Origin of the sequence: Bacillus sp. FSL W8-0770, from assembly GCF_038008705.1 — a bacterium.
GTDB classification, from domain to species: Bacteria; Bacillota; Bacilli; order Bacillales; family Bacillaceae_G; genus Bacillus_A; species Bacillus_A cereus.
On record NZ_JBBOZR010000001.1, the window covers coordinates 396,204 to 421,541 of the forward strand.

The following is a 25,338-nucleotide window of genomic DNA, read 5'->3' on the forward strand; positions in this document are numbered from 1 at the left end:
TAACTTCTATGAAACAAATTTGGCGTATTTATAAGACAGATTTACGGAATGTAGCCAAACATTGGGCTGCAATTGTTATTGTTTTAGGATTAATGATTTTACCATCGTTATATGCATGGTTTAACATTAAAGCTTCTTGGGATCCGTATGGAAATACAAAAGAGGTTCCCATTGCAGTTTCTAACCAAGATGCAGGTTCTAATTTAAGAGGGAAAGATATTAATATCGGGAAAGAGATTGTAGACTCCCTTAAGAAAAACAAAAATCTTGGCTGGAAATTTGTAGATGAAAAACAAGCAATTTACGGAGTTGAGCGTGGGGATTATTATGCAAGTATTACGATTCCAAAAGACTTCTCTGAAAAAATCGCAACTGTTCTGGATGAAAATCCGAAAAAACCAGAACTGGATTACTATGTGAATGAAAAAGTAAACGCGATTGCACCGAAGATTACAGCAAAAGGTGCATCAGGTATTACAGAAGAAATTAGTAAAAACTTTGTTAAAACAGCAAACGGTGAGATTTTTAAAATTTTCAATGACCTTGGAATCGATTTAGAAACAAACTTACCAAGTATCGAAAAAGTAAAAGATCTTGTCTTTAAGCTAGAAGCGCAGTTCCCAGAAATGAATACACTCATGGATAAGGCGTTAGATGATGCAACTCGAGCAGAAGATGTTGTGAAAGTAGCGCAGAAAGATTTACCTGTTGTAGAGAGTGTAATAAATGATGGGCAGGAAGCATTGGCGAATTTAGATAAGTTCTTTGCAAGACAAGATCAAACATTAAAAAATGCTCCAGGGACGATAAGAAATGATTTAGTAGCAGCACAAGGCGTTATGGATAGAGCTGCTGCATTTACTGACTTTTTAATGAATCCAGGTGTTGATTTAAACATCCCTGATTTGTCTGGAATGAATGGATTACCTGAATTCCCGGCGAAACCAGATCTTTCTAAGTTGAATAGTGATGGGTATAAAAATATAGCACAAAGTATTAATCAAACAGTAAATAATGTTTTAAGTTCATCACGTGCAGGAACAGCTTATGGAAAAAGTGTTGTAAATGGATTGCAAAATGGGCAATTTGATCCAGAACAAGCAAAGAAAGATTTAAATGCGGTATCAGATCAATTGCAAGCTCGTACAGAAGGTATTTCGTATCTTATTAATGTATTTACTGAACTTCAAAAATCGGCGACGACTGATTTTGGTCAAAGCTTTTTCCAAGGGCGAGTGGATCGCTTAACTAAGCTGAAAAGCGGTATGGAAAATGCAAACAACGGTATTAAAGATATTGTAAATGTTATTGGTAAAGGACAAGAAGTAAAGAAAGATGTAACGGATGTAGCGAATCAAAAATTAGATGCAGCAAATGGATTAATTGATCAAGCTGAAAAAGATTATAATGAAACGTTTGTAGCAGATTATAAAAAAGCAGTTAGCACAGTCGATCAAGCTAAAGTTGATGCAAATACAGCATATGATAATGCAAAAGCAGATTACGATAAAGTAAAAAATGGTATTGAAGGTGCAAAAGCAGACTTACAAAAGGCGAAAGAAGATGTAAAGAATAGAGGTATTAACGATTTAGATTCAACGAAAGTAGCTTTAAATAGTTTAAATGGTCAATTCCAATCTGGAATCGGTTTAATTGATGATATGATTCCAGTTCTAGAAAGTACAAATAAGGTTTTAGCGGATGTAAATAGTGATAAAAACCTTAATAATGGAATCGCAAAATTAAACAAAGCGAAAAGCAGCTTACAAAAAGGTGTAGAGGCAACGAATAAGGGAATTACACTTCTTAACAATGGCCAGAAACCTACAAAAGATGTAATTGAAAGTATTAACAACGCTGCGAAGGGCGGATCAGCTCAATTAACAGATGTATTATCGACGTATGATTCAGAAATTGTACCTAATTTCAATACAGCAATTGCTCGTACAAAAGAGATGTCGAAAAATACAACTCAAATTTTAAATGATGCAGACAAAAAGCTTCCAGATGTTAAAAAATTACTAGAAGATTCATCAAAAGGCTTAGTAGACGGTAGAAAGAAATTAGTAGACATTAAAGCTGAAATGCCGGAGACTGAGAAAAAGATTAAAGAATTAGCAGATAAAATTCGTGATTTTGAATCTGAAGAGGATTTAAAAGACATCATACGCTTATTGAAAAACGATGTTGAGAAGCAAAGTGATTACTTTGCGAATCCAGTAAATTTAAAAGAAAATAAATTATTTGCGATGCCGAACTACGGTTCAGCGATGTCACCATTCTATACAGTGCTTGCATTATGGGTAGGCGCATTATTAATGGTTTCATTATTAACGGTAGAAGTACACGAAGAGGGCGCGAATTATAAGAGCCATGAAATTTACTTCGGACGTTTATTAACATTCTTAACGATAGGTCTTTCACAAGCGTTTATCGTATCGATGGGAGATATATTCTTACTCGGTACGTACGTAGTCGATAAGTTCTGGTTTGTATTATTTAGTTTATTTATTGGTGGAGTCTTCGTTTGTATCGTATATTCACTCGTTTCTATTTTCGGAAACGTTGGGAAATCGATGGCGATCATTTTACTTGTACTACAAGTAGCAGGGTCGGGCGGAACATTCCCAATTCAAATGACACCGAAATTCTTCCAAGCGATTTATCCGTTCTTACCGTTCACATACGCAATTAGTGCAATTCGTGAAACGGTAGGCGGAATGCTTTGGGATATCGTAATAAGAGATTTACTTGTGTTAAGTGTTTTCGTAGTAGTTATGATTGTTGCTGCGTTATTACTGAAAACACCAATTAACAAATCAAGTGAAAAATTTGTTGAGAATGCAAAAGGAAGTAAAATCATTCACTAAAATAAAAGGTTCCTACCGATAGAGGTAGGAACCTTTTTGTTTAATCAAATTTTAATTTTTTTAATGCTTCCGCGAATGGGTTATTTAATGGTTCTTCTTCTTTTTTCTGTTGTTTCATATATTTTTGAACGTCGCGTTTATCGGCTTTGTTTCCAGATTCTTTTTTACGTCGCTCTTGGAATGTTGATAATTTCTCGCGATAGCCACATTTACATGCGAAAATTTGGCCTGCACCCTCACCACGTAATTCTAGTTTCTTTTTACATTGCGGACAGCGAGCATTTGTTGTACGAGATACATTTTTACGATGACCACATTCACGGTCTTGGCATACGAGCATTTTCCCCTTTTTTCCATTTACTTCTAGCATTGGTTTACCGCAATCTGGACAAGACTTTGTTGAAATGTTGTCATGTTTATATTTCTTATCACTCGATTTAATTTCAGAAACAATTTCTTTCGTATAGTTCTTCATTTCCGAAATGAATACTTCTTTCTTTAATTTTCCTTTTGCAATTGCTTCAAGTTTTTGTTCCCACTCACCAGTTAGTGTAGGTGATTTTAATTCTTCTGGTACTAAATCAAGTAATTGACGACCTTTTGATGTAATGTGAATATCTTTACCACGTTTTTCAATTAAGAAAGAATTGAAAAGTTTGTCGATAATATCTGCACGTGTCGCTACAGTACCTAATCCACCAGTCGATTTTAACGTATCAGCAAGTTGTTTATTTTGCGTATCCATATATTTTGTAGGATTCTCCATTGCTGAAAGTAAAGTTGCTTCATTAAAGCGTGCAGGTGCTTTCGTTTGACCTGATGTTTGCATAAGTAACTTTACAGTTAATGTATCGCCCTTTTCAATGTGAGGTAGAATTTGCTCTTTTACGTCATCAGTTACATCATCGTCTTCAAATCGATTTTCGTATACTTCCTTCCAACCAGCATGTAAAATCGTTTTTCCGCGTGCAATGAATATTTCATTGCCGACCTTTGTGCGTAACGTTAGTTGTTCGTATTCGAATGCTGGGAATAAAACAGCTAAGAAACGTTTTACAACTAAATCATAAATTTTGCGTTCTTTATCTGTGAATGCTGCGAAGTTAACGTATCCTTCTGTTGGAATAATCGCATGATGATCGCTTACTTTACTATCATCAACAAATGATTTGTTAGGTTTGATAGGCTTTTGTAATACTTTATGTGCGAAGGGACGGTATTCTCCAACACCACATGCTTTTAGACGTTCTGGAAGTGTTCCAACGATATCAGATGAAATGTAGCGTGAATCTGTACGAGGGTACGTTAGTACTTTATGCTGTTCATACAATTTTTGCATAATATTTAATGTTTCTTTAGCAGAGTAACCGAACTTTTTATTTGCATCACGTTGCAATTCAGTTAAATCGTAAAGACCAGGAGAGAATGACTTCTTCTGTTTCTTATCAATTTCCACAACAGTAGCATTTTGTTTATCTAAACTTTTTACAATACCATCGATTTTTTCTTTATTAAAACTACGGCTATTGCCATTTGCATCTTGCCAAGTAAGTTTGAGCTTCTCCATTGTTTGAGCTTCGATGCCGTAGTAAGTTTGAGCTTTGAAGTTCTTTATTTCATCCTCACGACTAGCAATCATAGCAACAGTAGGGGTTTGTACACGGCCGCAATTTAACTGGGCATTAAAGCGAGTCGTTAAAGCACGAGTTGCATTAAGACCGATATACCAGTCAGCTTCTGAACGTGCAACTGCTGAAGCGTATAAATTGTCATAGGCTTTACCTGGTTTTAAATTTGCAAAACCATCTTTAATTGCTTTATCGGTTACAGAAGAAATCCATAAACGTTTGATTGGTTTATTTAGCTTAACTTTATCGATAATCCAGCGTGCGACTAATTCCCCTTCACGTCCAGCGTCTGTTGCTACAATAATTTCATTTACATCTTTTCTAAGTAGCTGACTTTTTACAGCATTAAATTGTTTACCAGTTTGTTTAATAACCGTTAATTTCAAACGCTCAGGTAGCATCGGTAAATCTTCTAAATTCCACTTTTTATATTTCACATCATAACTTTCTGGATCTGCTAATGTAACGAGATGACCTAAAGCCCAAGTTACAATATATTTACTACCTTCAAGGTAGCCATTTCCTTTTTTATCGCACTTAAGTACACGAGCAATATCTCGTGCAACGGAAGGTTTTTCAGCGATTACAACGCTTTTTGACATATTAAAAACATCCTTTCAAATTTCCATAAGTTAAATATAGCATACATCTTCTTGAGATTCAGTTTCGCTCCATATTTGATCGGTTTTTAGTGGGATGAACAAAACACTCACTGATTAAAGTTTCACTTGATTATGTTTATTGTTATATAGGTTGCTTCTATATTAAATAGAAAAGTAAAGAACTTGTTATTTTAGTAGAATAAGAGTAGACTTTGAAGTAGATGAATAATAAGCACATGGGAGTTTGTGGATGCAAACTGAGAGTATGACTAGTCCGTCATTGACCATTTGAACCTGTTGGATAATGCCAGCGTAGGGAGAGTGTAAAAGCACATGTTCAGCACTTTGCGTACGCGCAAAGTGTCTTTTTGTGTATCTCCCATCATTATAGTTAGGAGATGAAAAGGATGAATATGAAAGAAATTAGTAAAGTAGTGGATTTGGTGAGAGAATCTAATCCGCTCGTTCATAATATTACAAATGTTGTTGTAACAAATTTTACTGCTAACGGTTTGTTGGCACTTGGAGCATCGCCTGTAATGGCGTATGCAAAAGAAGAAGTAGCAGAAATGGCTAGCATTGCTGGAGCGTTAGTATTAAATATGGGGACACTTCGTCCTGAAGAAGTAGAAGCGATGTTACTCGCGGGTAAATCAGCAAATGCGAACAATGTGCCAGTACTATTTGACCCAGTTGGTGCAGGAGCAACTTCGTATCGAACAGAAGTTGCGAGACATATTCCAGCCGAAATAGATTTAGCAATTATCCGCGGAAATGCGGCTGAAATAGCAAATGTTATTAATGAGAAATGGGAAATTAAAGGGGTAGACGCTGGTACTGGAAATGGCAATGTTGTAAGTATTGCAAGGCAGGCAGCAGATGAACTAAATACAGTTGCGGTCATTACTGGAAAAGAAGATGTTGTTACAGATGGAGAGAGAACTATTGTTATTCGAAATGGTCACCCTATTTTAACGAAAGTTACGGGAACAGGTTGTTTACTAACTTCTGTAATAGGAGCATTTGTAGCAGTGGAAAAAGATTATGTAAAAGCAGCAGTAGCCGCATTAACGTTTTATGGTGTAGCTTCGGAACTGGCAGCTGCTAAGGCGGTAGAAAAAGGGCCTGGTAGTTTCCAAATTGAATTTTTAAATCAATTAGCGAATACAACTTCAGGTGATATTGAGAAGTATGGGAAGATTGTGGAGTTAGAGTAAGAGGGAGTGAAAGAAATGGCACGCATTGAAATAGATAAAATGTCTAAGCTATTGCAAGTGTATTTTATTATGGGAAGTAATAACTGCACGAGGGATCCTTTAGCTGTATTGAAAGAAGCGTTAGATGGTGGAGTGACACTTTTTCAGTTTCGCGAGAAGGGGGAAGGTTCTTTAATCGGAGAAGATAGAGTGCGCTTTGCAAAAGAATTGCAGACGCTTTGTAAGGAATATAGTGTTCCTTTCATTGTAAATGATGATGTAGAATTAGCCATTGAATTAGATGCAGATGGTGTTCATGTTGGACAAGATGATGAAGGAATTACATCTGTTCGTGAAAAAATGGGAGATAAAATTATCGGCGTATCTGCTCATACAATTGAAGAAGCACGCTTTGCAATCGAAAATGGAGCGGATTATTTAGGTGTTGGTCCTATTTTCCCAACGAGTACGAAAAAAGATACGAAAGCGGTTCAAGGAACGAAAGGATTAGCTTATTTTAGAGAACAAGGAATTACAGTGCCAATCGTTGGTATTGGTGGGATTACAATTGAAAATACAGCGGCAGTTATAGAGGCGGGTGCGGACGGTGTTTCAGTTATTTCAGCAATTAGTTTAGCGGAATCTGCGTATGAAAGTACGAGAAAATTAGTTGAAGAAGTAAAGAGAAGTTTGTAGGGAAGGAAGTGTAGTATTTTAAGTGCTACATGAAGAAATAGACTGCCCAAAATTTAAACAAATATTTGATTAAAAAAGCACAAACCTTTTTAAATAAAGGTTTGTGCTTTTTCTTTAAAACATAATTGAAATTAAGAGCATTCCAATTCCGATAGAAGTAAATGTTGCAATTAGGCCCGGAATCATAAAACTATGATTTAATACGTATTTACCGATACCTGTTGTACCAGTACGGTCAAAGTTAATGGCAGCAACGATTGTTCCATAGTTTGGAATGAAGAAATATCCATTTACTGCAGGGAACATCGCAATCAGTAGCGCTGGTGGAATACCAAGAGATAGTCCAAGTGGCATTAAGGCACGAACTGTTGCTGCTTGGCTGTACAGTAAAATAGATAGAATGAATAGTGCGATAGCAAATAGCCAAGGTGCACTTGTTACTAAATGCTGAATCGATCCTTGAATCATATTTAAGTTTCCATTAAAGAAAGTATCTCCCATCCAAGCGATACCGAAAATAGCAACAACTGCTGTTGCTCCTGCTTTAAAGACGTTACCAGATACAATGCTTTCTACATTTGGTTTACAGAAAATAATAATAAGAGCCGCGATAGTTAACATAACCATCTCAATTGTGTTCGGCATGGAAAGACGGGCTAACTTCCCATCAACTATCCATCCTGGACGAAGTGCTTCAAATGAACCAAGAAGTACAACAAGGAAGGTTCCTACAAGGAAAAGGATAACTGATAATTTTGCGCCCTTTACACCTACAAATTCTTTTTTCTCTTCAAGCTTAGGAATTAATCCTTCTTTTAATCGTTTTAAGTATTCAGGGTCTTCATTTAATTCTTTTCCCATCTTACTAGCAACAAATGCAGCTATCATACAAGCGATGAAAGTAGAAGGGATACTTACTTTTAAAATATCTAATAAGGTGATTTTATAGTCAGCTAACATTGCTAAAAGTGCAACTGTTGCAGCTGATATAGGACTAGCTGTAATTGCTTGTTGGGAAGCAATTACGGCAATTGACATTGGTCGTTCTGGTCTAATTCCGGATTCGCGAGAGACTTCAGCGATAACAGGAAGTACAGAATAAGCAACGTGACCAGTTCCTGCACAAAGTGTAAATAAATAAGTAACAATTGGAGCAAAGAATGTAATGCGTTTTGGATTTTTTCGTAATGCCTTTTCAGCTAGATGAACAAGGTAGTCCATTCCTCCAGCGGCTTGCAAAGCACCAGCAGCTGTAATTACTGCCAAAATCATAAGCATTACATCGATAGGAGGCGCCGTTGGTTGTAAGTGGAAGACAAAAACGAGTATTGCCATACCAACTCCACCCATTACTCCTAAACCAACTCCGCCTAGGCGTGCACCAATAAAAATACAGAGTAACAAGGTAAGAAATTGTAGCCAAAACATGATAAACTACCTCCGAAATTCATTAGTTAAGATATATTCGAATAGTTTAATTTGAATGAAAATTAAATAAATACCCGAAGAAATCCTTGTTATTTATACATTTTTTATTATATAACATAAAAAAAGTAACATTCACGTACTTTTTGAAATTATTTTGAAAAAGCAATTCATTAAAAATTTGTATTTATATCTCTAAATAAGTAGACATTTTGATTTATATGTTGTAATCTTTGAAAGAGAATAAATTAATTCTCATAGAACTCCCATATCGTTCAACTCGTTCAGCGAGAAAGGCAAACTGATGGAAACATGAGGACGCAAAACTACAGGAGCTAAGGTCGAAAGGCTACGCTAGCCAGTTACCGGACGGATAGGGTTGGTCTTGGCCAATGCTTTTACATTGGCTTTTTTTTATTCTCGAACATATTGAGAAACATTTTCAAACAAAATATTCATATATTTTGTTTTTTTTGTTTATGTTGATTAAGGAAGGTGGATATTAATGAAAAAATATTGGCATAAGTTATCGTTCCTTCAAAAGAACGTCTTATTAACCGTATTAGTTATTTTGACACTTGTTGGAAGTATGGGTGCATTAAGTTTCAACATGTTTCAAAATAGTATGATGTCTTTATTTGAAAGGCAGTCTATTGAAACAGGAGAAATAGTATTGAAAAAACTGGATGTAGAATTAGTTAGAGACATGGCGAAAGATCCTACAGCCGAAAAAGTGAAAAAAGAAAAGTTAACAGAGAAATTAGATGAAGTATCAAAAGAATTGAAAAGCGTTGGACAAACGTATGTTACAGGAGCAAAGCCGAATGAAAAGCGAGAATTACAACTCGTTGGTTTGACTACAGAGTTAACAAATGCGTTTCCTATAAAGCCGGGAGATTATTATGAACAACCCGCTCATTGGATGAAGGCATACGATAAAGTGATTGATACGAAAAAGGCTCAAATGACAGAAGTATATGAAGATGAAATAGGTTCGTGGGTGACAATATTAGAACCAATTACAGATGGAGAAAACAATATTGTTGCAATTATTGCGGCTGACTTAGATGCTTCCATTGTTCCTATTACAAAAGAGAAGTTTATGATACAGGGCTTACTCTTCATCATTATTTCATTAGCAATTGCGACTATTACTCAATTCTTTATCGTGCGTCACTCGCTAGCTCCATTAAAAGATTTACGAGAAGGGTTACGTAAAATAGGTGAAGGTGACTTAAGTATTAAATTAAAAGAAAGACCAGATGATATTGGAATTATTAATGTTTATTTCAATAACACGATTGAAAAATTTAAAGGGATTATAGATAAAGTAAGGCAAACTGCTGAGCAAGTTTCTTCTTCTTCACAAGAATTGTCGGCGAGTACAGAGGAAAACAGCATGGCAGTTCAAGAGATTGCAAGTTCTATTGAAGGTTTAAGAGTAGGGGCACAGTCTCAAAAAACTTCAGTACAACAATGTTTAGGAATTGTACATGGAATGGAAGATAAGGTAGAAGAAATAACTGGGGCTGCAAAACAAGTTGCGGTTGCTTCTGAAGGTATGGAACAACATTCAATTGAAGGTAATGAAGTGATTGGACAAATTATTAATCAAATGAGTTTAATCCAAAATGCAGTACAAGATTTATCTTCCATCATTTATTCGTTAGAAACAAGGTCAAAAGAAATTAGTGATATCGTAACTGTAATTACAGGTATTTCAAATCAAACAAATTTATTAGCTTTAAATGCTTCTATTGAGGCTTCACGTGCTGGAGCAGCTGGAAGAGGGTTTGCAGTTGTTGCTGATGAAGTACGAAAATTAGCAGAACAAACGGAAGCGTCTGCAAAAGATATAGCGAAATTAATTGGTGAAACACAAGCTGAGACAGAAGATGCTGTAGTTTCCATGCAAAAAGGTTCAAAAGAAGTAGAAACTGGAATTTCGCTTGTTCAAAGTAGTGGAGATTTCTTTGAAAAAATCTCAAAATCAGCGCAATCTGTTACAGATCAAGTAAAAGCTGTTTCCGGTAATTCGAGTGACATTTTACAAAATAGCCAGAATATTGTTCAAGTCGTAAATGAATTATCACATATTGCAAATACTTATGCCAACAGCAGTAGTAATGTTGAAGAAAGCATGAAAGAGCAAGAAATATCAGTACAAGATATTGCAGAATTAGCGACTTCTTTAAGTTGGCTTTCTCAGGAATTACAAGAGCTTATTGGTGAGTTTAAAAGCGAATAAGGAGAAAGTTCAATTCTAATCAAGGGGATCCTCTCTTGATTATGAATTGAACTAATCTGCCCGTTAATAAGGGATGAAAAAGGTGTGAAAATTCACACCTTTATTATATTTAAGAGAGGAATTTACATAAATATGAAATTAGCAATTTCTTATAGTGAGATGGTAAAAGAATTTTTAGGAAAAGTAGAAGGAAGTATTAAAATACCTAAAGATGTGCAAGGAACGGAACTTAGGATAAAAAGGAAAACGGAACTGTTTTCAAATTTGACTCACATTGTGGATTTAATAGGAGCGACTACAACGTGGTTATATCATATTTCTAAAGAAAAACATATTGTCGTGCTTTATCATGTAAGAGGAAGTTTATTTCCAATTACTATTGAAGTTTCTAATTTTCTCTCCTATGAAAGTTTAAATTTTCAAATTGAAGAGCAACTGGAGCAAATTAAAGAAATGAATGAGGAAGAAATAGAAGAGTTTCAAAACGGTAATACATTATATGAAATGTCACCTATTATTATTGGTGAAACATATTATGAGCTAAAAGACACGAATACATTACAATTTGTATTTAGTAAAAATATGCAAAGTGTAGAAATAATATTTAATAGTGTTAATTGGAAAGAGACAACGATTACTAGTTATGCACAACAAATACAAGGTGTTTTAGTTGGTATATCACAAAATACTAATAAGTATATAAAACATTTTAATATTATTACAGAGGCCGAGATGGCACTTTATAGTCAAGTGAATGATACGACAGCAGTATATCCTGAGAAAAGTATCGTCGATATGTTCTATAATACTGTTACTCAATTTCCAAATCGTATAGCTTTATCTTCAAGGGAAGGTACTTTAACTTATGAGGAGCTAAATAAAAAAAGTAATCAAATAGCTCATATGTTAATTAAAAACGGCGTCCAATTAGGAGACTATGTTGGAATATTTATGAAACGTAGCATAGACACAGTAGTAAGTATGGTAGCTATATTAAAAGCTGGTGCAGCGTATGTTCCGATTGATCCAGATTATCCGGAAAGTAGAATACAGTACATTATTCAAGATAGCCAAGCGAAAGTTATATTGATGAAAGAAACGCCTATAACATGTGATGGGGTTCAAACAGTTTCATTGTATGATAGTGAAACTTATGAAGATATAGATGTAAAGTTGTCTATTCATTGTGATGATGTAGCTTATATGATTTATACATCGGGTTCAACAGGGAATCCAAAGGGAACGATGTTAGCACATAGAGGCGTTGTTAATCTGTACACTTGGATGAAAAAGCAATATGAATTGACAGAAGAGGATGTATTTGCTCAATTTCCTTCCTTTAGTTTCGATGCTTCTGTATGGGAGTCATTTGCTTCTTTATTCTGCGGAGGAAACTTGTATGTACTATTAGAGGAAGAGCGATTGTCTGTAGAGGCATTTGCAAATGCAATCTATAAAGTGAAAGCAACTTCAATCTTGGCATTAGCAACAATTTTTGTTCGACAAGTAGCAACTTATTTAGCAGAAGAAGATATATATAAGCTAGCTTCCCTAAAAAGAATTGCGATTGGTGGTGAAATGTTGCCTGTAGAGGTTATTAAATTGTGGAGAGAAAGAATAGGTACAAATGTTGAAATTTATAATGTATACGGACCGACAGAATGTACTGTAGTGACGACAACCTATAAAATACCTAGTCAGTTAAATGAGGATGTTGCGAGTATTCCCATTGGTAAACCATGTGCTAATTATCAAGTTATGATTTTGGATGAGAATATGAATCTTTGTCCAATTGGTGTACCTGGTGAATTATATATAGATTCAGTGGGATTAGCAAAAGGGTATTTTAATAAGCCTAATAAAACAATTGAAGCTTTTATTCCGAACCCTTTTAATCCTATAGTTAATATATATAAAACAGGTGATATCGTTAAGTTGCTAGAGGATGGAAATATAGAGTTTTTACATCGGAAAGATGATCAAGTAAAAATTAGAGGACATCGTATTGAACTAGGAGAAATCCAAAGTAAAATTTCTCATAATCATAATATAAAAGAAAATGCTGTTTTTGCTAAGAAGAGTAAGGAAGGTAGCCAATATTTAATCGCGTTCTATACAACTTTAAATAAAAAAGAAATACCAGAATTAGTTTATCAGTTACAAGAGCAATTACCAGATTATATGGTGCCATCTAAACTAATTTATATTAATGAATTACCACTTACACCTAATAAAAAGATTGATGTTAAGAAGTTAGCTCAGTTAGAAGAAAAGTATGAACCGGTTCGTCTACAAGAATATGTTGCACCTTCTAATAAAGCAGAAAAACAAATAGCGAACGCTTGGGCAGAAGTATTAGGAATTTCAAAAGTTGGAGTACATGATGATTTCTTTACAATTGGTGGACATTCATTAAAAGTATTACGAGTCTTAACATTGTTAAAAGAAGATTTCTCACATTTAACAATTCAAGATTTCTTTAAAGAAAGAACGATATATGGATTAGCTCGAATTGAGCGAGAAGTAAAAGTAGAGAAAGAAGAAGTATTTCGTGAATATAAAGTGATTCACGAACCAGATACTATCACGTATGCAAACGTTTTGGAAGAAACCCAGATTTCAAATGTCTTTTTAACAGGAGCTACTGGTTATTTAGGATCACACATATTATATGAATTGTTGAGAGATACATCTGCTACTATTTATTGTTTAGTAAGACCAACGAAAGATGTGCAGCAAAGAATTATAGATACATTAACAGGCTACTTTAATGATATATGTGAAGAATGGTTACAGCGTATACAGGCCGTAGCTGGTGATCTGGGAGAAGAGTATCTTGGGATGAGCGAAGAAGAATTTATGTTCATCAGTTCTAAGATGGATACGATAATTCATTGCGGTGCAGATGTAAGACATTTTGGAGATGTAAAACAATTTGAAAATATAAATGTCCAAGGAACTAGCCGTATGCTAGCATTAGCTGAGAAAGGTGCTACATTCCATTTTATTTCTACAATTGGTATCCCGTTAGAATTAGCGGTAGATCAATGGGATACATACATGAAAACTGGTGATTTTAATTACAGTGTAGACTTAGAGAATGTATATTCAAATAGTAAACTACAAGCGGAAAACATTGTTCGTGAAGCAATGAAAAATGGTTTGCGCGGAAATATTTATCGTGCAGGTAATTTAGCATGTCATTCAGAAACAGGTTCGTTCCAACAAAATATTGATGGAAACGCATTTTATCGTCTTATTAAAACAATGCTATTAATTGGGAAAGCACCAAATGTGAAGTGGAAAGTTGATTTCACACCAATTGATTTTGCTAGTAAATCAATTGTATCGTATTTACAAGATGCGCAAATTGTAGGAGAGACGTTACATATTTGTCATCCACATCAAATTGAGTTTGAACAATTTATACAGCTAATTGGAGAGTGTGGATACAATCTTGAAATGGTTCCACTTTCAGAATATGTAAATACCGGACTTGCATTAGCGAAGGGAAATGAAGTAATAGCAGAGTTAATTGCTTCTCAAGTTGCAGGAGATGGAGCACAGCAATCTGAAATTGTAATGGGTACGCGTAGAACGAATGAATGGATTAAGAAAAAAGAATTGATAGTACCAGCAATTAATAAAGAATTTATACAGCAGTTATTAGCTCATGGTGAAAAAGTTGATTATTTTCCAAAAATAATGAAATGATTATGCATGCTTTTGTTTGTTCAATAAAATAAATCATGCTACAATGAAAACGAATTAAGGACCGGGGAGCCAATTGGCTGAGAGGATGTAAGTAAACATCGACCCTCAACCTGATCTGGATAATGCCAGCGTAGGGAGTTACTTAAAGTGATGTAGCATATGTTATTCTGTAATAACTTGCATACAAGGCTTTCCTACGCAGTAGGAAAGCCTTTTCTTATTTTTGAAATTTAATTTTATAAGGGGGATTTTATTATGTCACAACAAGTTACAATGTCATTTTCAGTAGTACCACAAGCGAAAACGAAAGATGTATATTCTGTTGTCGATAAAGCAATTGAAGTTGTGCAACAATCGGGAGTTCGTTATGAAGTGGGGGCAATGGAAACAACTTTGGAAGGAGAATTAGATGTACTTCTTGATGTCGTTAAACGTGCACAACAAGCTTGCGTCGAAGCTGGAGCAGAAGAAGTGATTACTTCTATTAAAATCCATTATCGTCCAAGCACTGGTGTAACAATAGATGAAAAGGTTTGGAAGTACCGTGATGAATATGCAAAACCAGAAGCAATCTAAACTTATTACAACTATTTGGCTTATCCTTCTCATTGCGATATGGGAAGGATCTGTTTCATTATTTAAAATCGAACCGTGGATTTTACCAAAGCCTTCTGCCATTGTTCAAGAATTAATTGGGATGAAAGATTTACTATTACCAAATACGATGCAAACACTGCAGGAAGTTATAATTGGACTATTCTTTGCAATTTTATTGGGGACGAGCATCGCAATTATTATGGACGTTATACCGTTATTTCGTATTTTAATAAATCCATTGCTCGTTATTTCGCAAACAATTCCAATTGTTGTACTTGCACCGCTATTTATTATTTGGTTTGGATATGGGATGTTGCCGAAAGTAATGGTCGTAATACTTGTTTGTTTCTTCCCAATTGCGCTTAGTATTTTAGAAGGTTTTCAAACAGTAGATAAAAACATGCTGAAACTGTTACAAACAATGAAGGCGACGAAATGGCAAGTTTACCAGAAAGTAAAATTTCCAGCAGTGCTTCCATACTTTTTCTCAGGTTTAAAAATTGCAGTTACATATAGCGTAATGGGGGCAATTATCGGAGAATGGCTCGGTGCAAGTGAAGGATTAGGCGTTATGCTTACGAGGGCTACAAAATCCTTTTTGACTGCCCGAGTATTTGGTGTTGCAGCAATCATCGTTATAGTGACATTATGCCTGTATTTTATCGTAGAGTTTATGGCAAGAATAACAGCACCATGGATATATAGAAAGGACGGCAGAAAATGAAAAAAGGTTTGAAAGTTATGTTAGCTGCCTTAGTAGCGGTAGGTGTGGCTGGATGTAATCCGGCGAAGAAAGAAGAAAGTGCAAGTAAAGATCAAAAAGTAAAAGTAGTATTAGATTGGTTTCCAAATACGAATCATACTGGCTTGTATGTAGCGCAAACGAAAGATTATTACAAAAAGCAAGGATTAGATGTAGAAATTATTCAACCAGGTGACAATGTAACAGCAGAGCAAATGATAGCATCAGGAAAAGCAGACTTCGCAATAAGCGCACAAGAAAATGTAACGTTAGCTCGTGTAGAAGGAATTCCTGTTGTATCTGTAGGAGCGATTATTCAGCATAACACTTCAGCGTTTGCATCGCTGAAGAAAGATAATATGACGTCCCCGAAAGATTTTGAAGGCAAACGTTACGGCGGCTGGGGAGGACCAGCAGAAGAAGCGACATTAAAGACGATTATGGATAAACATCAAGCTGATTTTAATAAAGTTGAAAAAATCATCTTAGGACAAACAGATTTCTTTAAATCAATTGGCCGTGATGCAGATTTCGAATGGATTTATTACGGTTGGGATGGTATTGAAGCGAAGCGTCAAGGAAAAGAGTTAAATACGATTATGGTGAAGGACTTAGATCCAGCGCTTGATTTCTATAGTCCTGTTATTATTACGAGTGAAAAACATACGAAGCAAGATAAAGACTTTGTGAAAAAGTTTATGAGTGCAACGACAGAAGGTTATAATTTTGCAATTAAGGAACCGAAAGAGGCTGCTGATATTTTAATTAAAGCTGTTCCAGATGTGAATAAAGATTTAGTTCAAGAAAGCCAAAAATGGTTAAGTACGAAGTATCAAGATGATGCTAAAGCATGGGGAGTACAGAAGGAAGAAATTTGGACGAATTACATGAATTTCTTATATGACAACAAAGTTATTAAAAAGAAAATCGATGTAAAAGATGCTTTTACAAATGAATTCCTTCCAAGTGAAAAATGAGCGGATTACAAATAAAAAATATAGTGAAATCTTTCGACGGAAAGAATGTATTAGAGAATATTAGTGCCTCTATACAAGAGGGAGAGTTTGTTTCCTTTGTAGGACCGAGTGGTTGCGGGAAAAGCACATTATTAAACATGATTGCAAATGTTGAAAGACCAACAAACGGGAACGTAACGTATAACGATAAGCAAGTACAAGAACAAGATGTTGTTAGTTATATGCCACAACAAGATTTATTGCTACCGTGGCGATCAGCTTTGCAAAATATCGTTCTTCCATTGGAAATCGAAGGGAAACCGAAAAAACAAAGGCTAACAGAGGGAATGGAAGCATTAAAGCAGTTCGAACTAGATGAATATGCAGACCATTATCCAGATGAATTGTCTGGTGGTATGCGTCAAAGAATTAGTTTTCTGCGCACATATTTATGTGAAAAGCCAATTATGCTGCTTGATGAGCCTTTTGGTAAATTAGATGCATTTACAAAAATGGAAGTACATAGCTGGCTTTTAAACTCTTGGCATCAAGAGAAGCAAACAATCGTTATGGTTACACATGACCTAGATGAGGCAATCTTGCTTTCAGATCGCGTATTTATTTTATCTCAAAGACCAGCGTCAATAGTTGGCGAGGTACAAGTGAAATTACCTAGGCCGAGAACGATGGATATGTTAACATCACTCGAATTAAAAAAGGATAAAGAAGAGATTTTAAGTGTGTTAGCTCCTTATATGAAAAAATAGAAAAAGCTGATGTTTTAATTTTAGACGAACCGACTAATCATTTGGATGTAGAAACTAAGATGGCTTTATAGGAAACATTACAACAATACAAAGGAACGGTTTTAATTGTCTCACATGAACCTTCTTTCTATGAATCGTGGATAACAAAAGTATGGAATATAGAAGATTGGAATGCTGAACAATATGAATAAAGAAAAGGCATTAGCTTTTATGAGCTAATGCCTTTTCTTTGTGATTAACATGATTTTCGAGAACTCTTACATGAGAATTGTATGAAGAAGCACTCTTATGGTGCGCTTATAAGCGTGCTTTTTCTTTTGTTATATTTATAATAATACGAAAGCCTTTCCCTAACAGGTGACTATCTTTCTTTATATATATAGATAGTTCAAAATGGAATAAAAATAATTCCTTTATGTAAAGGATAATATGGATATTATAGGAAGACAATAGAAATTAAAGGAAATTCATGTAAAATTCAAATGAACTCCATACAAACTTCATATTAGAAATTAAATATAATTATAATAGGTTATTGTGATATTTTTGATTTTTCATAAAATTAAAAGTTTGAATTTAGGAGGTATTGCTCAAACCTAAATTCAAACTTTATTGAAGTAATTAATGGATATTACGTCTAGTTTTCGCTAATGACGGCATTTAAAAGTTCGGCAGGATTACCTGTTCCTGCACCGCCAATTGTAATAGATCCACCAGGAGGAATTTCACCATTCCATCCTGCGTTCGTAATTACATAATGATTATTTGTTTTACTACTAATTTTAGAATCCCAAACTTGTGTTAAATTGCCGCTATAATCAAATTCTAATTTCCAATTTTTAATAGGGTTCGTTCCATTATTTTTGATTATAATCGAGAAGTTATAACCGCTGCCCCAATTCGAAGTGACTGAAAATGTAGCAGTACCATTTCCATCAGGAGGTGTCGTATTAGCTTCATCCGTTTTGACAGTAAGAGCGGTAGGTTGTGATTTATTTCCAGCAGCATCTTTGGCAATTACCGAAAATGTGTATTCCGTATTAGGTTTTAAGTTTTTAATTGTAATGCTATTTGTTGTTGTACTCCATTTCTCTTCTCCAGCAGTAATTTCATATTCCGTAACTCCTACGTTATCAGTAGATGCAGTCCAGTTTAATTGAACTGAGTTTGAATTTTTATTCGTAACTACAATGTTTTTAACATTCGTTGGTGGCTCAGTATCTTTTTGATTAATAGGTCCACCAAGTAATTCTTTTACTAGCGTATCAAGTAATTTTGGACCACTGCAACTATATTTTGGACTTGTACGGCAATCTCCGCTTAGTTCCCAAAACATTGCTCCACTTAAACCTTTCGTCTTTATATAGTCTGTTTTGTATTTCATAGATTCATTGTCATCGTAGCTAATAAATGTGCCTGTAGTTGCATTATATAAGTAAGGTACTTTAGCTGTGTCATTCCAGTAGCGTACAAAACCATTTTTATTAACGTAATTGGCTGCTAAATCACCGTAATCATACACACCTGTGTCACCGGTAGAGTAATCATCCCAAGTACCTTTAGAAGCAAGTTTCCCATCACTACCTGGTTTGCAAGGTTGATATTGTCCGTTATTTTCTTTGCCACAACTTTTCCAGCCACGTCCGTAAAAGGGTACGCCTAATACTAGTTTATCGACTGGAACACCTTCATTTGTATAAACATTTATAGCACCATCTACGTAAAAATTCGTATTTGCTGCTGGGTCATTTGGATCCTTATATAGAGCTGCATTATGATTAGAAGTAGCTTCCCATCCGCCGTGGAAATCATATGTCATAATATTAATCCAATCGAGTATTTGAGAAATTTTCTTTAGTTCTGTATGATCAGCGTAGCGTTGACTTGCACCTGAAGCGATTGTTAGTAAATATTGTTTGCCATCTTCAGCACCTGCTTTATTCAAAGCATTTCGGACGTCTTGAAGAAGGAGAGTGAAATTTTGTTTATCTTCAGGATGATAACTACCACCAGGAATCGTTTCAACGCCCGGATATTCCCAGTCTAAATCTACGCCATCAAACCCATATGCGCGAAGAAAAGCTACTGTAGATTCAGCAAATACTTTTCTTGTTTTTTCATCAGCGGCCATATCAGAAAAGCGGTTAGACCAAGTCCAGCCACCAACGGAAATAATTGTTTTTAAGTGAGGATATTTAGCTTTTAATCGTTTTAGTTCCCCGAAATTTCCGCAACGGGCATATTTATCGCAATCTTCCCAAGTTGTCCCTGAGCCAGGATACGATTTGGTAACATCAGCCCATGGTTCCCCGAGTACGAGAGTACCATTAGGAACCTCTTTATTTTGCAATGGTACACCAGATTCTTTACAGTTCCACGTTTGTTTATTTGGATTATCAGGATGAGTAGAAGGGTTTCCATGTTTTCCATTCCAACAAATATCCGCGAAAGCATAGTTAAGGTGAGTAAGTTTTGATGCATCAATGTCAGCAACTTGATAATTACGTCCGTAAACGCCCCACGAAGGAAAGTACCCAACAATTTTTTGACTTTGCTTTGGTGAATCTGCTAATGCGAGATTTGGAGTAATAAAATTTGTGAGAAAAAGAGGTAAGAAAAGTAGTAGGGATAGTAATAGCAGTGTGAATTTTTGAGACCTCATAGCCATTTCTCCTTTCAAAATAAAAGATATATTTAAAGGCATACGCCAATAAATCAAAATGAATCTAGACGTATAAAACGTCTAGATAAAATGATCAGACATCACGAAGTCTATACAAGGGAGCTGGGGGTGATTAAATCGTAACAAATGTAAGATTTAGTGTAAACGCTTTATTAAATTGAAAAAGACTTTCTCAATACAAAAAGGCTTGAATACAAACTGTATATGAAAACGAAAGATCGGTATGGGAGGAAAAAGCTCATTATAAATAAATTTGAGAAAAAATTGTATGGAGCCAATTATTAAAGGCATAGAAAGATAAGGAAATATCATGTAAAATAATAGTAAAAATATGTAAAGGAGGGAATAGTGTGGATGTGTTTTTGAACATTGCTGAAGAAAAAATTCGACAAGCAATAAGGAATGGTGATCTTGATTATCTTCCGGGAAAAGGAAAACCACTACAATTAGAAGATCTTTCAATGGTACCTCCAGAACTTAGAATGAGTTATAAAATTTTAAAAAATGCGGGAATGATTCCACCAGAAATGGAACTACAAAAAGATATATTAAAAATAGAGGATCTAATTGCTTGCTGTTATGATGAAGAAGAGAGAAAGAGATTACGAGAAGAGTTAACAGCAAAAACGCTTCGTTTTCAGCAGGTAATGGAAAAGAGAAAGGTTAAAGATAGTTCAGCTTTTCGTATGTATCAAGACAAAGTATTTCGTAAATTACGCTAAGAGGGATAAGATGACTACATTTAAAACGATAGAAGAATTAGCGACCTATATCGAAGAACAACAATTGGTACTTCTGTTTATTAAAACGGAAAATTGTGGTGTTTGTGATGTTATGCTAAGAAAAGTAAATTGCGTATTAGAGAATTATGATTACGTAGAGAAAATAGAGATATTACTACAAGACATGCAGGAGATTGCGGGGCGATATGGAGTATTTACAGGGCCAACAATTTTATTATTTCATAATGGAAAAGAAATTCTTCGTGAATCACGCTTCATTTCACTTGAAAATCTAGAGAGAACCATTCAATTATTCGAGGAATAAGGGAGGCTTTTAAATGGAATTTATTATTGTCATACTATTATTTGTTGTAGTTGGAACAATCGTAACAGCAGTTCGATCGAACAAAAAGAAGGTAAATCTTACAAAACAAAATAACATTCATAATTCATCTAACAGCTCATCACCATTATTTTTCTTTGCTGGATCTGATAATGATAGCTCGCATGATGGCGGCTCACATGATTGTGGAGGATCTTTTGGGGGAGATAGCGGAGGAAGCTGTGGTGGCGGTGGTGATTGATAAAAATGCGCCTTATATAGGCGTATTTCTTTTTAAACAAACGTTTGATTAGTCGGCTTACATATGCATAAACACAGTTAAACAAACATTTGTTTAATATTTTAACATACTAAGGGGAATGGAAATGAAAAGGGAACCGAAAGTGAAAAATAAGGGGAAAGTAGTGTTATTTTTATTAGCTGCGGGAGGCGTATTTCTTGTTAAATTAGCATTTAAATTTGGAACCATACATATGATTCGAACTTGGTTTGAAAGTACGTTTTCTTAAATAAGGAATATAGCCTCTTGCGATAGAGGTTTTTGATTTGTTATTATTAGACTGAACGGTCGGTTTAAAGAGGTGTGAATATGAGAAGAAGCGCAGAAGAGATAAAGAAAGAAATTGCATATAAAGCAGAAAGTCTATTTTCACAGAAGGGCTACGCAGCTACATCTATGGAAGAGATTTGTGAAATTACAGAGCGAAGTAAAGGAAGTATTTATTATCACTTTAAAAGTAAAGAAGAATTATTTTTATTTGTAGTAAAACAGCATACGTATGATTGGATTGAAAAATGGAATGAAAAAGAGAAGTTGTATAGCACTAGTACTGAAAAACTATATGGTCTCGCGGAATATCATGTAGAGGACATACAGCAACCAATTTCAAATGCAATAGAGGAATTCTCTATGAGCCAAGTTGTAAGTAAAGAGATTCTGGATGAACTGTTAGCTTTAACTAGAGAATCATATGTTATGTTTGAGAAATTAATTGAAGTAGGTATACAGTCTGGAGAGTTCCGTGAAGATAATACTCGTGATCTTATGTATATTGTAAACGGATTATTATCAGGACTTGGAGTGCTTTACTACGAATTAGATTATAAAGAGCTGAAACGTATTTATAAAAAGGCAATAGATGTATTGTTAAAAGGAATGGCAGCTGAATAATAGGTCAGTTGCTTTTCTTACAAAATAAATTAGACCGAACGGTCGGTTTATGAAAGGGGAATGAAAATGAACGCTTTATTTAAAAACCGAGCATTTATGCTCGTTATGGCGTCTGATATTTTACAACAATTTGCAATTTGGATCAGAAATATGGCTCTTTTGTATTTTATAATGGAGCGAACGAATAATGATCCAGTTTCTGTTTCGTTGTTATCAGTTATGGAATATGCACCTATTTTTATTTTCTCGTTTATCGGTGGTGCGCTAGCTGATCGCTGGAATCCGAAAAGAACAATGGTCGCTGGAGATGTATTAAGTGTACTGTCTATTATAGGAATTGTCTTGTTGTTAAAGCTGGATTATTGGCAGGCTATATTTTTTGCAACACTCATTTCCGCGATTGTAGGTCAGTTTTCTCAGCCCTCATCTTCGCGTATATTTAAGCGCTATGTAAAAGAAGGAGAGGTAGCAAATGCGATTGCATTTAACCAAACATTACAGTCATTATTTCTGATTTTTGGACCAGTGGTAGGATCGCTTGTGTATACACAACTTGGTTTATTTACATCACTATATAGCTTAATCATTTTATTTTTGTTATCTGCTATCGCCCTTTCATTCTTACCAAAATGGGTTGAAAAAGAGCAGGTGGCGAGAGACTCATTAAAAAATGATATAAAAGAAGGTTGGAAGTATGTTCTTCATACGAAAAATTTACGTTTGATTACGATCACTTTTACAATTATGGGTTTGGCTGTTGGATTAACGAATCCATTAGAAGTATTCCTTGTAATTGAACGTTTAGGTATGGAAAAAGAAGCTGTTCAATATTTAGCGGCAGCTGACGGAATAGGTATGTTACTCGGTGGTATTGTTGCTGCAGTTTTCGCTTCAAAAGTGAATCCGAAAAAGATGTTTGTATTCGGTATGGGTATATTAGCGATTTCATTTTTAGTAGAAGGGCTATCTACATCATTTTGGATTACTAGTTTCATGAGATTTGGAACAGGTATTTGTTTAGCTTGTGTTAATATTGTTGTCGGTACGCTTATGATTCAACTTGTACCAGAAAATATGGTTGGAAGAGTAAATGGAACGATTTTACCACTGTTTATGGGGGCAATGCTAATTGGAACTTCATTAGCTGGAGGATTAAAGGAACTAACTTCACTAGTTACTGTGTTTTGTATAGCAATGGCACTTATTTTATTAGCGATAGGGCCAGTTCTACGCATGCAAATAAAAAAAGACGATGTTGCTAATAAAGAGGCACTAACAAATTCGTTAGTTTCGAAATAACTATTGTAAGGGAGCAAAATTGCTCTCTTTTTCTTTGAGGAACTTTTGACAACTATATGAGCCAATTATATACTGATGTTGTAAAAATAATTTTACAGGTTAGGAGCAATGGTGTGAAAAATCAAATCTATGAATTACGCACTGAAAATAATATTTCACAAGGCGCATTAGCTGATAAATGTAAGGTTTCTAGACAAACGATAAATGCAATTGAGAATAATAAATATGATCCAAGCCTAGCGTTAGCGTTCCGTTTAGCTGAAGTATTAGGAACAACTGTTGATAAATTATTTTTGTACAAGCAGTAGAGTCGTTCATTATAAGGCGCACCTTTAAAAATAAAAAAGATCCTCTTCTTATGAGAAGAGGATCTTTTCTTATAGCGTTTTAGTCTTTGGACTAGGTGGTGTAACGGATGTATTATTTTCTGGAACTCTAGTTAGTAAGAATCCTCCGATAATAAATAGAACAATAATACTAAGAACACCAGCGTTTGTTTTTCCTGTTAATTGCGTTGTAACACCGACTAATACCGGACCCATAATTGCGGCAAACTTTCCAAATATATTATAAAATCCGAAGAATTCATTAGCAGATTCTTTTGGTACTAGTTTTGCAAAGTATGAACGACTTAGTGCTTGAATACCACCTTGAGATGTAGCAACTAACATTGCTAAAATCCAAAAATCAAGTGTCGTTTTTAAGAAATAAGCATATGTGCAAATAATGATATAAATAATGATACCGACATATAGCATTTTTTTGCCAGTAAATGTTTCAGATAATTTTCCGTATAGTAAAGCAAATGGACAAGCGACAATTTGTGTTACAAATAATATGATTAATAGATTCGTTGCACTAATACCGAGATCGGTTCCGTAAGCGGTAGACATAGTAATAATTGTATCGACTCCGTCAATATAGAAAAAATAAGCGATTAGAAACATAAATACAGTTTTATATTCTTTAATATTTTTAAAAGTATTAGCAAGACGTTTGAAGCTCATTTTAATAGGTCTTGGATGACGCTCAATATAGTGTGTTTGCTCTACGTTTTTTAGCATTGGAATTGTAAATAACCCCCACCAAAGAGCTGTTATTGCAAAGGAAATTTGACTAGCAATGCCGACCGATAAGGGAATAGTTCCTTTTTGAGAAAGAATAATAAGAGCGATACAACCGATAAAAGGAATTGTACTCCCGATATAACCTAATGCAAATCCTCTTGTAGAAATTCGGTCCATTCTATCTTCAGAAGTGACGTCTACTAAAAATGCATCATAGAAAATGTTTGCTCCAGCAAAGCCGATTAAGGCGAGCATATAGCACCCTAGCAATAAGTACCACTGAGAGGTTGGAACGACTGCTAACATACTTGTAAATACGATACCGAGTCCAAAGAAGAATGTGAAAAAACGTTTTTTAAATCCTTTATAATCAGCAACTGTGCCAAGAATAGGAGCAAGTATAGAAATTAAAAGTGTTGCGAATGAGTTTGCATATCCCCAATATGCTGTTGAAGTTGCCCCAGATAGTCCAGCTTCTTTTGCAGCTGCTTTAAAGTAAATTGGAAATAATGCAGTTGTAATGACGAGCGAGTATACAGAGTTCGCCCAATCGTATAATATCCAGCTTTTTTCTTGTCTGGACATTTTTTTCATATAATGTTCCCCCTTAAA

20 protein-coding genes, 1 pseudogene and 3 riboswitches are annotated in these 25,338 nt (G+C 34.9%); of the genes and pseudogenes, 17 read left to right on the forward strand and 4 right to left on the reverse strand.

Annotated elements, in window-relative coordinates; genetic code table 11:
- Positions 1–8 precede the first annotated feature (8 nt).
- Entirely contained in the window at positions 9–2,870 is a 2,862-nt protein-coding gene (locus NST27_RS02110; RefSeq protein ID WP_000810083.1) for a YhgE/Pip domain-containing protein, read from the forward strand.
- Between the two features lie 40 nt (positions 2,871–2,910).
- Here the strand turns inward: NST27_RS02110 and topB are convergent, their stop codons facing one another.
- Positions 2,911–5,100: a DNA topoisomerase III gene (gene topB, locus NST27_RS02115; protein WP_000047297.1), complete on the reverse strand. Its 2,190-nt coding sequence runs from the start codon at positions 5,098–5,100 to the stop codon at positions 2,911–2,913.
- A gap of 226 nt (positions 5,101–5,326) precedes the next feature.
- Positions 5,327–5,436: riboswitch (TPP riboswitch) on the forward strand.
- A gap of 71 nt (positions 5,437–5,507) precedes the next feature.
- Between topB and thiM the strand changes: the two genes are divergently transcribed.
- Together thiM and thiE are read left to right on the forward strand one after the other, a co-directional pair.
- Positions 5,508–6,317: a hydroxyethylthiazole kinase gene (thiM, locus tag NST27_RS02120; protein WP_001056095.1), complete on the forward strand. Its 810-nt coding sequence runs from the start codon at positions 5,508–5,510 to the stop codon at positions 6,315–6,317.
- A 15-nt stretch (positions 6,318–6,332) separates the two neighbouring features.
- On the forward strand, positions 6,333–6,992 hold the full coding sequence (gene thiE / locus NST27_RS02125) for a thiamine phosphate synthase (protein WP_000090967.1): 660 nt from the start codon (positions 6,333–6,335) through the stop codon (positions 6,990–6,992).
- A gap of 114 nt (positions 6,993–7,106) precedes the next feature.
- Here thiE and NST27_RS02130 read toward each other — a convergent pair whose 3' ends face one another.
- Entirely contained in the window at positions 7,107–8,420 is a 1,314-nt protein-coding gene (locus tag NST27_RS02130; RefSeq protein ID WP_000498691.1) for an anaerobic C4-dicarboxylate transporter family protein, read from the reverse strand.
- 282 nt (positions 8,421–8,702) lie between these two features.
- Positions 8,703–8,787, forward strand: a riboswitch (cyclic di-GMP riboswitch).
- A gap of 135 nt (positions 8,788–8,922) precedes the next feature.
- Between NST27_RS02130 and NST27_RS02135 the strand changes: the two genes are divergently transcribed.
- From NST27_RS02135 to NST27_RS02165, 7 genes and pseudogenes are all read left to right on the forward strand, one after another.
- Positions 8,923–10,665, forward strand: a complete 1,743-nt coding sequence (locus NST27_RS02135) for a methyl-accepting chemotaxis protein (protein WP_000761081.1) — start codon at positions 8,923–8,925, stop codon at positions 10,663–10,665.
- A 132-nt stretch (positions 10,666–10,797) separates the two neighbouring features.
- A complete protein-coding gene (locus NST27_RS02140; protein ID WP_000761488.1) occupies positions 10,798–14,379 on the forward strand; it encodes a non-ribosomal peptide synthetase family protein in 3,582 nt (1,193 codons plus the stop codon).
- A 52-nt stretch (positions 14,380–14,431) separates the two neighbouring features.
- Positions 14,432–14,533, forward strand: a riboswitch (TPP riboswitch).
- 101 nt (positions 14,534–14,634) lie between these two features.
- Positions 14,635–14,955 (forward strand): MTH1187 family thiamine-binding protein, encoded by a 321-nt coding sequence (locus tag NST27_RS02145; protein WP_000082907.1) that lies wholly within the window; start codon positions 14,635–14,637, stop codon positions 14,953–14,955.
- On the forward strand, positions 14,927–15,700 hold the full coding sequence (locus NST27_RS02150; RefSeq protein ID WP_001057164.1) for an ABC transporter permease: 774 nt from the start codon (positions 14,927–14,929) through the stop codon (positions 15,698–15,700). Before NST27_RS02145 ends, NST27_RS02150 begins: the two co-directional genes overlap by 29 nt.
- A complete protein-coding gene (locus NST27_RS02155; RefSeq protein WP_000715573.1) occupies positions 15,697–16,695 on the forward strand; it encodes an ABC transporter substrate-binding protein in 999 nt (332 codons plus the stop codon). Before NST27_RS02150 ends, NST27_RS02155 begins: the two co-directional genes overlap by 4 nt.
- A complete protein-coding gene (locus NST27_RS02160; RefSeq protein ID WP_047385548.1) occupies positions 16,692–17,441 on the forward strand; it encodes an ABC transporter ATP-binding protein in 750 nt (249 codons plus the stop codon). The genes NST27_RS02155 and NST27_RS02160 overlap by 4 nt, the downstream gene beginning before the upstream one ends.
- Positions 17,438–17,632, forward strand: a pseudogene (locus NST27_RS02165) (ABC transporter ATP-binding protein); the annotation flags it as partial. The gene NST27_RS02160 and the pseudogene NST27_RS02165, both read left to right, overlap by 4 nt.
- A gap of 446 nt (positions 17,633–18,078) precedes the next feature.
- Here the strand turns inward: NST27_RS02165 and NST27_RS02170 are convergent.
- Positions 18,079–20,103 carry a glycosyl hydrolase family 18 protein gene (locus NST27_RS02170; protein WP_001257480.1) on the reverse strand — a complete coding sequence of 675 codons (2,025 nt, stop codon included), beginning with the start codon at positions 20,101–20,103 and terminating at the stop codon, positions 18,079–18,081.
- A 371-nt stretch (positions 20,104–20,474) separates the two neighbouring features.
- Here NST27_RS02170 and NST27_RS02175 point away from each other — a divergent pair, with 371 nt between their 5' ends.
- From NST27_RS02175 to NST27_RS02205, 7 genes are all read left to right on the forward strand, one after another.
- Complete coding sequence (locus tag NST27_RS02175) at positions 20,475–20,846, forward strand: DnaJ family domain-containing protein (protein ID WP_000382381.1); 372 nt, start codon at positions 20,475–20,477, stop codon at positions 20,844–20,846.
- Between the two features lie 10 nt (positions 20,847–20,856).
- A complete protein-coding gene (locus NST27_RS02180) occupies positions 20,857–21,171 on the forward strand; it encodes a thioredoxin family protein (RefSeq protein WP_000206517.1) in 315 nt (104 codons plus the stop codon).
- 13 nt (positions 21,172–21,184) lie between these two features.
- Entirely contained in the window at positions 21,185–21,430 is a 246-nt protein-coding gene (locus NST27_RS02185) for a hypothetical protein (protein ID WP_000394369.1), read from the forward strand.
- A gap of 124 nt (positions 21,431–21,554) precedes the next feature.
- Entirely contained in the window at positions 21,555–21,698 is a 144-nt protein-coding gene (locus tag NST27_RS02190) for a hypothetical protein (protein WP_000817981.1), read from the forward strand.
- Between the two features lie 80 nt (positions 21,699–21,778).
- Positions 21,779–22,360, forward strand: coding sequence for a TetR/AcrR family transcriptional regulator (locus NST27_RS02195; RefSeq protein WP_001254434.1), 582 nt, complete (start codon positions 21,779–21,781; stop codon positions 22,358–22,360).
- Positions 22,361–22,426: 66 nt separating this feature from the next.
- Positions 22,427–23,659 (forward strand): MFS transporter, encoded by a 1,233-nt coding sequence (locus NST27_RS02200; RefSeq protein WP_047385550.1) that lies wholly within the window; start codon positions 22,427–22,429, stop codon positions 23,657–23,659.
- A 56-nt stretch (positions 23,660–23,715) separates the two neighbouring features.
- Positions 23,716–23,967 carry a helix-turn-helix transcriptional regulator gene (locus tag NST27_RS02205; protein ID WP_065845593.1) on the forward strand — a complete coding sequence of 84 codons (252 nt, stop codon included), beginning with the start codon at positions 23,716–23,718 and terminating at the stop codon, positions 23,965–23,967.
- Between the two features lie 69 nt (positions 23,968–24,036).
- Here the strand turns inward: NST27_RS02205 and NST27_RS02210 are convergent, their stop codons facing one another.
- Positions 24,037–25,320 carry an MFS transporter gene (locus NST27_RS02210; protein WP_000738811.1) on the reverse strand — a complete coding sequence of 428 codons (1,284 nt, stop codon included), beginning with the start codon at positions 25,318–25,320 and terminating at the stop codon, positions 24,037–24,039.
- Positions 25,321–25,338 lie beyond the last annotated feature (18 nt).